Origin of the sequence: uncultured Aquimonas sp., from assembly GCF_937888285.1 — a bacterium.
Lineage (GTDB): Bacteria > Pseudomonadota > Gammaproteobacteria > Xanthomonadales > Xanthomonadaceae > Aquimonas.
Genome location: NZ_CALART010000079.1, coordinates 1 through 8,555, shown reverse-complemented (window position 1 = coordinate 8,555; position 8,555 = coordinate 1). Strand labels below are relative to the sequence as shown.

The window sequence follows — 8,555 nt, the reverse complement described above, 5'->3', positions numbered from 1 at the left end:
AGGATCAGAAGTTCTCAGCTCTTTCACAACCGTCCGTGATTTCGGGGTAGAACCCTTCGCTGCCATTGTCGGCCTGGATTCGCTCGGGCACGCCGATCTCGTTGCGCAGCCTTTCAAGCGTGGCAACGACGTCTTCGCCCTTGAGCTTCTGGTCCACCTCAATGGCCAAGCTCATCTTGGTGAAGTTGTCCACGATCGTCAGGCTCCTGAATCGACGGCCGTCGAAGAGCGCATCGGCCACGAAGTCCATGCTCCAGCACTGGTTGGGAGCGGTCAGTACGGGCCGCTCCATGCGATGAGCTGCAGCCTTGCGCCGGCGCGGCCGCTTGCGCCGAAGGTTGAGCCCGGCCTGGCAATACAGTCGCTACGCGCTTGTGGTTGTCCGTCCAGCCTTCTCGACGCAATAGCACGAAGATCCGCCAGAAGCCGTAACGGACACGGGTGGCGGCGATCTCTTCGATCCGCCGAAGCAGTGGCCCATCATCCTTTTCCCTGGGCTTGTAGTACCACGCCGCACGGCTCTGTTTGACCACGTGGCAAGCCCGACGGACGCCTACCCGGTATCGATCAATCAAATGGCCCACGAGCGCCTTGCGCTGCGCGGGCCTTAGAGCTTTTTTGTCAGCACGTCCTGCAGCATGGCCTTGTCCAGGCTCAAGTCGGCAACCAGTTGCTTGAGCTTGCGGTTCTCCTCTTCGAGCTGTCTGAGCCGACGCAGCTCGGATACCCCCAAGCCACCAAACTTCTTGCGCCAGGCGTAGAACGTCGCTTGGGAGATGCCCATCTTGCGGCACACCTCTTCGACACGGGTGCCGGACTCGGCCTGCTTCAAGGCGAACGCGATCTGCTCTTCGGTGAACTTCGACTTCTTCATGGCGACGGGCCTCCTGGGGCCTGAGTGTCGCCGAATCCTCTACTTCTGGCTGGTCTGAATTATCGGGAGGACGTCAGTCGGGCTCTGATCGCGACCGCGCGATAGCCGGCCCACAGGGACTCGACCAGCGCATCGATGACCGCCGAGGACGCGGTCTCGAGTCCGGGGACGTCCTCGAACAGTTGGCGGGCCTCCTCCTCGAAGTCCGGCCGCGACAGCCGCAGCCCACCCGCTGCCGCGATCGCCTCGACCAGTATGCGGCGCTGCCGCGGATCCAGCTGCGAAGCCTCGTCCATGGGCGAGGCGTCGTGCCGATGGTCTGGAGACCGCACCTCAGGTCCGCGCGCCTACGGGGAGGTTGCGCCCGTGGTACAGCTCGAGCATCTCCCGGTTGAGCAGCGCTTCCACGGCCTTCATGGACCTGCGCGGCGTGCCCGCCGGACCCTCTTCGAACAGGTGGCGGTCCATGTCGAAGTGCCGCAGCTTCATCTTGGTGTGGAAGACGTTCTCGGAGATCATGTTGAGGTCGATCATGTCGTAACTGGCCCTGATCCTCGGCTCTAGGTACTGCTGGATCGAGGCGATCGGGTGATCGATGTAGTGCTTCCTGCCATCGACGTCGCGGGTGAATCCCCTCACCTTGTAGTCGATGACGACGATTTCCGATTCGAAGCTGTCGATCAGGTGGTTCAGCGCCTTGAGGGGCGAGATCAGCCCGCAGGTGGCGACATCGATGTCGGCTCGGAAGGTCGCGATCCCGTTCGCCGGATGGGATTCCGGGTACGTGTGGACGGTGATGTGGCTCTTGTCCAGGTGGCCCAGGCCTGTGCGCGGGAGGGTCGGCGGGGCGTGCGCATCCATGGAGTCTTCCGCCAGCAGCATGGCCACCGATGCACCCTGCGGATCGTAGTCCTGCCGGGAAATGTCGAGCACGGTGGCCCCGATCATCGACGCCACGTCGGTCAGGATTCCCGTCATCCGCTCCGAGCTGTACTGCTCGTCGATGTATTCGATGTAGCGCCGCCGGGCCTCGGCCGTGGCGGCATAGCACACGTCGTAGATGTTGAACGACAGCGACTTGGTGAGGTTGTTGAAGCCATGGAGCTTCAGGGCGCTGGGGTGATCCATCGTGTTCACGGTGTCGGGAGCGGGGTTGGACGGTGGTTGTTGACGGCGGTCCGCGCAGCGCCGCGTGGTCCGGTACGGAAGGCGAGCGTCATCCAGATGGCGATGACCACCACGGTTAGCGCCACCAGGCCGATGCCGGTCCAGGTCTGGTCGCCGAGCAGATAGGTGCTGCACAGGCGTTGTGGTGCCTCCTGGTACAGCACGCCGGCGGTCGCGGTCATCCAGGCCCAGTTGATGACGAAGAAGGACTGGACCACGACGGACGCGGCGCGGAGCGAAAGGCGGACCAGCCAGCCCGAGAGCACGACCGAGACGACCTTCGCCAGGCCCACGGCCGGCTCGAGCACGGCCGCGTCGAGTGCCAGTGGCAGCATCCACACCGTGGAGATGGCCAGGGCCAGCGTGAATCCGGACAGGCCCAGGGCGTTGACCTGCCTGAGCCAGGCCGGGCCGGTCCCCGTGCGGACCGGCGCCAGCCACCAGCCGATGGCGAACAGCAGCGGCAGCTCCACCACCATGTGGGTGAACATCCGCTGCTCCAGCCAGGGCTGCAACAGGGCCAGGCCCGCGAGCGCGACGCCTGGTGCCAGCGCCGTGACGACTGCGCGGCTCATGGGGATCGCACCAGCGCGGCGAGACGTTCGAACGCCAGGTCGGCGGCGTCGGGCGCGAGCGCCTCGAACATGCGGCCGTCACCGTCCACGAGGAACAGCGCGCCGTTGTGGATGTACTCGCCGTTGCCGTCGGGGATGACGACCACATCGAACACGTCCAGCAGGCGTTCGAGATCGTCGTGGTCGGCCACGGTGGCGATCGTCCACGTGACGCTGTCGGCCTTGATCCGGCGCGCATACTGCGCGAGCACCTCGGGCGTGTCGCGCGCGGGGTCGAAGCTGAGGGTCAGCAGGCCCACCTGTTCTTCGATGCCGGCGTCCCGCAGACGGGCCTGCAGGAAGGATTCGCTCGATGCCATCACCAGGCAGATCGACGTGCACTGGGTATAGACCAGAGCGACCACCGTGTACGGATGGTCCGCGACGACCGCGCGCAGGTCGGTCTTACGGCCCTGGCTGTCCACGAGCCCGATCGCGGGCAACTGCCGGGGCGATTCCGCGATGGCCAGCTGGCGCGCGCCGTCGCTGGTCACCGCACTGAAGCCGTGGGTCATGGCATGCAGCCCGCAGAACGTCGCGACGACGATCGCGGCAAGGGCCAGCCAGGTCGGGCGCATCCGCGGGGTCATGGCTGCACCTGCGCGGCCACGCCCAGAGCATCCAGCTCGGCTGCGGTCCAGGGCGCATGGCGGCGGGAGGTCAGGCCGCGCACGGCGGCCACATCTGCGGCCTGGAGCGGCGCGGCGGCGTTGCCCCAGGAACTGCGGACGTGGTTGAGCACGGTCGCGATCTCCTCGTCGTTGAGATGCGCGAGGCCGGGCATCAGGCCGGAATAGCGCACGCCGTTGGCCTCGATCGGGCCGCTGAGCCCGTGCAGGGTGATGGCCGCCAACCGATAGGGATCACCATTGGCCCGCGATGAACCCGCCAGCGGCGGAAATACCGGGAAGCGGCCTTCGCCGCGGTTCTGGTGGCAGCTTGAGCATTCGGCGGCATACAGCTGGGAGCCGGAGCGACGGGGCGCTGGCGGAACCGACGTCCCGGCCGCCGGCGCCTGGAGGCGCGCGGTATCGAGCGTCGGGTTCATCCGCATCCACAGCACCGCCGCCCAGGCGGCGAGTCCCAAGGCCAGGCCGGCGTTCATGAGGCGGTGGGTAGGCATCGGCGGGCAGCCGCGCGCGTCAGTCGGCCGAGGGCGCTGGCGCGGCCGGCGTCGGCTGCGTACCCTGCGGGGTGCTGGAGCTCTCCAGTCCCGGTGCGTCGGCGACGATGTAGTACACCGCCCAGACCAGCAGCAGGGCGACCAGCGCAAGCAGGACCTTGGGCACGGGCCGGTTGAGCTCCTGCGGCTCCGGATTTTCGTTGTCGCGGCTGGAAGGGGTGGGGCTGTTCATGGGTCAGTCTTCCTGGCGGGTCCGTCCGCGGAGTTCGGAGGCCAGGGCCTTCGCGGCTGCCGCATCGAGGGGTTCGGCCACGTCGTACTGGCGCGTCATCGCTTTCAGGTAGGCGACCAGATCCTCGGCGTCGCGGGTCGGTACGACTTTCCGGCCGCGGGGCGCATGGGCGTCCGGGATCGGCACGGTGTACTGGCCGGGCGGGACTTCGACCGCGACCATGGTCTCGTAGAGGAAGGGGTAGGCGGGCATCGTGCTGTCCGGAACGTAGGCGCGCGGCTGGTACAGGTGCACGTGGTGCCAGTCCTCCGACGGGATGCGGTCGCCGACGTTGAACAGGTCGGGGCCCGTGCGCATGGTGCCGAGCAGGGTGGGGCGGTCGTGGAAGTAGTCCGCGGCCACCGACGGGCGCCCCCATCCGCGCACGGCGTCGGCACGGCCCGCGCCTATGGTGCTTGGCTGCTGCGTGTGGCAGGCGATGCAGCCGTTGGCGATGTAGACCTGGCGCCCGCGCAGCTCCTGCTCGGTGTAGGGCGCGAGCCCGGCGGGCGGCGGCACGTCCTTGAGCTGCATGAAAGGGACGACGATCATCGCCGCCGTGGCCAGGGCCAAGGTCAGCACCGCGCCGCCCACGAGTTTGATTTCGTTTTCCATTTCAGTTCGCCGCGGAGAGGGGAGCCGGATCGGGCTGGACATGGCTTGTCGCAGCCACATCGGCCTGGCGCTGCCGCTCGGCGGCCTTGAGCGCCAGGTAGAAGTGCACGGCGAACACGATGTGCCCCAGCGTCATCAGACCGCCGCCGATGCTGCGACCGAGCAGCCAGGGCTTCGTCACCCGCACCGACTCGATGAACGGTGTCGCGCCATCGAGCAGGGCCAGGCCCTGGAGCACGCCGCCGGTGCTGAGCAGCACGATGTAGGCTGCGAAGCCGGCGACCACCAGCCAGAAGTGGAGGGAGATCAGCGCGGGCTTCGGCCACGTGACGTCGAGCACCCGGGGCACCGCGAAGTACATGCCGCCGAACAGCACCATCGACACGAAGCCGTACATGCCGATGTGGGCGTGGGCGACGGTGAAGTGGGTGAAATGGGTGAGGGCGTTCAGCGAGCGCAGCGCGTGTGCCGAACCCTGGACCGAGGCCACCGTGTACATCATCGCGCCGAACACGATGAAGCGCAGCGTGTGCGAGCGCTTGAGCAGGGCGAAATGCCCCTTCAGCGTCAGGTGCTGGTTCACGGAGAACGCCAGCACCGGGATCAGCATCATCATGCTCTGCACGATCGAGAGCGTGACCAGCCACTCAGGGATCGGGCCGCCGATCAGATGATGGGCGCCGACCTGGCCGTAGAAGAACGCGAGCGTCCAGAACCCGAGCAGCGACAGGTTGTAGGACTGTACCGGCCGGCCGATGACCTTGGGCAGGAAATAGTAGACGCAGGCGATCGACAGCGGCGTGTAGAACAGGCCGAGCACGTTGTGCCCGTACCACCAGTTCATCGTCGCCTGCTCCACGCCGAAGTGCAGGCCCGGGATGTTGGCGACGATGTAGAGGATCGGAAACCAGAACAGCGCGGCGCCGATGTACCAGACAGAGACATACAGGTGGTGGACAGTGCGCCGGCGCAGCATGAACGCCATCGGTAGCCCGATCATCATGCCTCCGACCGCGAACAGGCTGCCGATATACCAAGGGATCTCCAGCCACTCCATGCCGGTGTTGAGGCCGTTGGCCAGGCCGACGATGCCGGCCACCAGGCCCGCATTCCAGATGTACGCGCCGGTGATGATCAGGCGTGGGTACCGCAGCGGCGTGCGCAACAGGCGCGGGAGCAGCCAGACCACCAGGCCCAGCAGGCCGAGCGGTACCCAACCGTAAGCCACGGCATTCAGGTGAATGGTGCGCAGGCGCCCGAACGTGAGCCAGGCCTGTTCCACCAGCAGGTCGGGCGCGTGCAGTTTGATGGAACTCAGCAACCCCGCTGCCGAACCCACCAGCAGCCACACCACGGCAAAGGTGAACAGCACGAACACCGGCATCGCGGTGGTGCGGTCGGCGGCCTCGCGGTCGCGGAGTTCCTCTTGCTGATCGGGGCTGCTCGGCGCGAGGCGCGCGCTGCCATCGGCCGGGTCATTGAAGCGCCCGATCTCTTCCGGCGCGAAGATCACGCCCGCGCCGCTGGACTCGCGGTCGAAGAGTCCGCTGCGGAGCGACCAGATGAAGGCGAACAGGCCGACGATCGACACGACGAAGGTCGCCAGCAGGAGTGCGGTGGGGTTCATGCGATCGCGCGGCGCTGGGAGAGGTGCCCCAAGGCTACGCGTTTCATATCAGATTATTAAGAATCAGATATTTGACTTATAACCAGATCAGTTTGCATTTTCCGGTTGCTGTCGGGCCGCATATGTTCAGCCGACCTGGATGCCGTGCGGCTGGATATGCCCGGTGAAGATGCCCGCGCACACCAGCAGGATCAGCGCCACGGAGAGCGCGATGCGCTTGGTCAGCGCGTTGACCGTGCGCTTGGTCGTGCCTTTGTCGACCAGCATGTAGTACAGGCCGGCGCCAAGGTTGTAGAGGATCAGGACGAGAAAACTGATCACCAGCAGCGCTTTCATGAACTCACCTGAAAATGGAGGTTGCCGTCACCGCGTGCGCTATCGGTTCGGGCCAGGTGCTAGCCTATGCCTGTCAAAACAGTATTTTCAGTATCACCTTACCGCTGAAAAACCATATCAGTTGGGCTCGGAGCCGGCACTGCATGAAGCGCTACGAGGTACTCGCGGCCGATATCGCCGCCTCGATCCAAAACGGCACCCTGAAGCCCGGCGACAAGCTGCCGTCGGTGCGAAAGGCGAGCAGCAGCCGCCACGTCAGCCCCGCCACCGTCTTCGAGGCCTACTATCTTCTCGAGGCACGGGGACTGATCCGTGCCAAGGCGCGTTCGGGCTACTACGTGGCGCAGTCGGCACGGGCCCCGGCGCCGGAGCCCGACCGGGCATCGCAGCCCGACGGTGAAGCCCGCCCGGTGGTCATCAGCGAGCTCATCGTCGGGATCCTCAGGTCGGCCACGTCCCGGGACGTGGTTCCGCTCGGCTCGGCATTCCCCAGTCCGTGGCTGTTCCCTCTCAAGCGGCTTGGCCGCGCCACGTCGATCGCGGCGGCAGAACTCGACCCCTGGACCACCGTCGACGACCTGGCGCCCGGCAGCAAGGCCCTTCGCCAGCAGATCGCGCTGCGCTACCTCATCGATGGCGTCCAGGTGGGCGCTGACCAGATCATCGTGACCAACGGTGCGATGGAGGCGCTCAACCTCTGCCTCGGGGCGGTCTGCAAGCCCGGCGACACGGTGCTGGTCGAGTCTCCCTGCTTCTATGCCTGCCTGCAGGTACTGGAGCGCTTGGGCCTGCACGCTGTCGAGGTTGCGACCGATCCGCGCGAAGGCATCGACCTCGACGCCCTGGAGGCGGCCATCCTGCGCCATCGTCCGAAGGCCTGCTGGCTGATGACGAACTTCCAGAACCCGCTCGGCAGCAGCATGGGCGAGGCGAAGAAGAAGGCGCTGGTGGAGCTGGCCACCCGGTACGGCCTGCCCCTGGTCGAAGACGACGTGTACAGCGAACTCTACTTCGACAACCGGCGCCCGGTGCCACTGAAGGCGTTCGACACCGATGGCTGGGTGATGCATTGCAGTTCGTTCTCCAAGACCCTCGCGCCCGGCTACCGCATCGGCTGGGCAAGTCCCGGGAGGTTCCTCCGGGAGGTCGCCCACCAGAAACTGACCACCTCGCTGGCCACGTCGATCCCTTCACAGCTCGGCATTGCCCACTACCTCGAGCGCGGCAGTCACGAAAGGCACCTGCGCGAACTGCGGCTCGTCCTGCGCAAGAATCGCGACCAGTACATCGAGGCCATCAGCCACTTTTTCCCGGAGGGTACGCGCGTCAGCCGGCCCGCCGGCGGCTACTTCCTGTGGGTGGAGATGCCCGGGAAAACCGACTCCCTGGCGCTGCACCGGATCGCGATGGACGCCCGAATCAGCATCGCGCCGGGCCCGAGGTTTTCGGCATCCGTCGACTTCAGGAACTGCGTGCGAATCAACTTCGGACACCCGTTCGAAGCGCGTGTGGAGGCGGCCTTGGAGACGTTGGGGCTAGCCGCCCTGAAGATCGCAGGTCGAGTGCGGGACTGACTGCTGGCCTTGATGGGCAGCATCAGGCGGCGGGGCGACACGTTATCGCCAGGTTTCGGGGATTGGCAGCGGTTATCGGAGGCGTGTCAAATCCGAAGTGGGCACTGGTAGCATCCTTCAGTCCACCCTGCGAGGAGACATCGGTTTCGATCCAGATCACCGCGTGGCCCCGTTCCTTGCAGCGCGCCCGACCAGGCGCGCGAGGTCACGAGTGTCCGGTTGCCAGTCCTAACGCACTTTCCCTGCGGACCAGCTGGTCCGGGAGTATCGCTTCAACGTTGATCGGAGATAGCCGCTCCCGACCTATTCCGTTGAAAAACTCGGTTGAATCGGCCTCCTGAAGCTGGTCCACTG

At 66.0% G+C, this 8,555-nt stretch carries 10 protein-coding genes and 1 pseudogene; 1 reads left to right on the top strand and 10 read right to left on the bottom strand.

Features of this window, described 5'->3' with window-relative positions:
* Positions 1-55: 55 nt before the first annotated feature.
* The 10 genes and pseudogenes from Q0654_RS15055 to Q0654_RS15010 form a co-directional block, all read right to left on the bottom strand.
* Positions 56-874 (bottom strand): annotated as a pseudogene (locus tag Q0654_RS15055) (IS3 family transposase); the annotation flags it as partial.
* 59 nt (positions 875-933) lie between these two features.
* Entirely contained in the window at positions 934-1,170 is a 237-nt protein-coding gene (locus Q0654_RS15050; protein WP_291557590.1) for a hypothetical protein, read from the bottom strand.
* A 37-nt stretch (positions 1,171-1,207) separates the two neighbouring features.
* A complete protein-coding gene (speD, locus tag Q0654_RS15045; RefSeq protein ID WP_291557587.1) occupies positions 1,208-2,002 on the bottom strand; it encodes an adenosylmethionine decarboxylase in 795 nt (264 codons plus the stop codon).
* Between the two features lie 5 nt (positions 2,003-2,007).
* Complete coding sequence (locus Q0654_RS15040) at positions 2,008-2,616, bottom strand: hypothetical protein (protein WP_291557584.1); 609 nt, start codon at positions 2,614-2,616, stop codon at positions 2,008-2,010.
* Positions 2,613-3,245 carry an SCO family protein gene (locus Q0654_RS15035; RefSeq protein WP_291557580.1) on the bottom strand — a complete coding sequence of 211 codons (633 nt, stop codon included), beginning with the start codon at positions 3,243-3,245 and terminating at the stop codon, positions 2,613-2,615. Before Q0654_RS15035 ends, Q0654_RS15040 begins: the two co-directional genes overlap by 4 nt.
* Positions 3,242-3,778, bottom strand: coding sequence for a cytochrome c (locus tag Q0654_RS15030; protein ID WP_298855253.1), 537 nt, complete (start codon positions 3,776-3,778; stop codon positions 3,242-3,244). The genes Q0654_RS15035 and Q0654_RS15030 overlap by 4 nt, the downstream gene beginning before the upstream one ends.
* Before the next feature lie 19 nt (positions 3,779-3,797).
* Positions 3,798-4,010 (bottom strand): hypothetical protein, encoded by a 213-nt coding sequence (locus tag Q0654_RS15025; protein ID WP_291557574.1) that lies wholly within the window; start codon positions 4,008-4,010, stop codon positions 3,798-3,800.
* A gap of 3 nt (positions 4,011-4,013) precedes the next feature.
* The gene (locus tag Q0654_RS15020; protein WP_291557572.1) at positions 4,014-4,664 is read right to left on the bottom strand and encodes a cbb3-type cytochrome c oxidase subunit II; all 651 of its coding nucleotides are present in this window, start codon (positions 4,662-4,664) and stop codon (positions 4,014-4,016) included.
* 1 nt (position 4,665) lies between these two features.
* Entirely contained in the window at positions 4,666-6,177 is a 1,512-nt protein-coding gene (locus tag Q0654_RS15015) for a cbb3-type cytochrome c oxidase subunit I (protein ID WP_298855250.1), read from the bottom strand.
* A 240-nt stretch (positions 6,178-6,417) separates the two neighbouring features.
* Positions 6,418-6,627, bottom strand: coding sequence for a twin transmembrane helix small protein (locus Q0654_RS15010; protein ID WP_298855248.1), 210 nt, complete (start codon positions 6,625-6,627; stop codon positions 6,418-6,420).
* Positions 6,628-6,770: 143 nt separating this feature from the next.
* Here Q0654_RS15010 and Q0654_RS15005 point away from each other — a divergent pair, with 143 nt between their 5' ends.
* Positions 6,771-8,201, top strand: a complete 1,431-nt coding sequence (locus tag Q0654_RS15005; RefSeq protein WP_298855247.1) for a PLP-dependent aminotransferase family protein — start codon at positions 6,771-6,773, stop codon at positions 8,199-8,201.
* The last annotated feature ends 354 nt before the right edge of the window (positions 8,202-8,555 follow it).

Excerpts from the sequence above, each read along its gene's own strand:
- Q0654_RS15020 (WP_291557572.1), bottom strand. The coding sequence starts at position 4,664 with ATGGAAAACGAAATCAAACTCGTGGGCGGCGCGGTGCTGACCTTGGCC.
- Q0654_RS15030 (WP_298855253.1), bottom strand. The coding sequence starts at position 3,778 with ATGCCTACCCACCGCCTCATGAACGCCGGCCTGGCCTTGGGACTCGCC.
- Q0654_RS15010 (WP_298855248.1), bottom strand. The coding sequence starts at position 6,627 with ATGAAAGCGCTGCTGGTGATCAGTTTTCTCGTCCTGATCCTCTACAAC.
- Q0654_RS15040 (WP_291557584.1), bottom strand. The coding sequence starts at position 2,616 with ATGAGCCGCGCAGTCGTCACGGCGCTGGCACCAGGCGTCGCGCTCGCG.
- Q0654_RS15050 (WP_291557590.1), bottom strand. The coding sequence starts at position 1,170 with ATGGACGAGGCTTCGCAGCTGGATCCGCGGCAGCGCCGCATACTGGTC.
- Q0654_RS15025 (WP_291557574.1), bottom strand. The coding sequence starts at position 4,010 with ATGAACAGCCCCACCCCTTCCAGCCGCGACAACGAAAATCCGGAGCCG.
- Q0654_RS15005 (WP_298855247.1), top strand. The coding sequence starts at position 6,771 with ATGAAGCGCTACGAGGTACTCGCGGCCGATATCGCCGCCTCGATCCAA.
- Q0654_RS15035 (WP_291557580.1), bottom strand. The coding sequence starts at position 3,245 with ATGACCCCGCGGATGCGCCCGACCTGGCTGGCCCTTGCCGCGATCGTC.
- speD (WP_291557587.1), bottom strand. The coding sequence starts at position 2,002 with ATGGATCACCCCAGCGCCCTGAAGCTCCATGGCTTCAACAACCTCACC.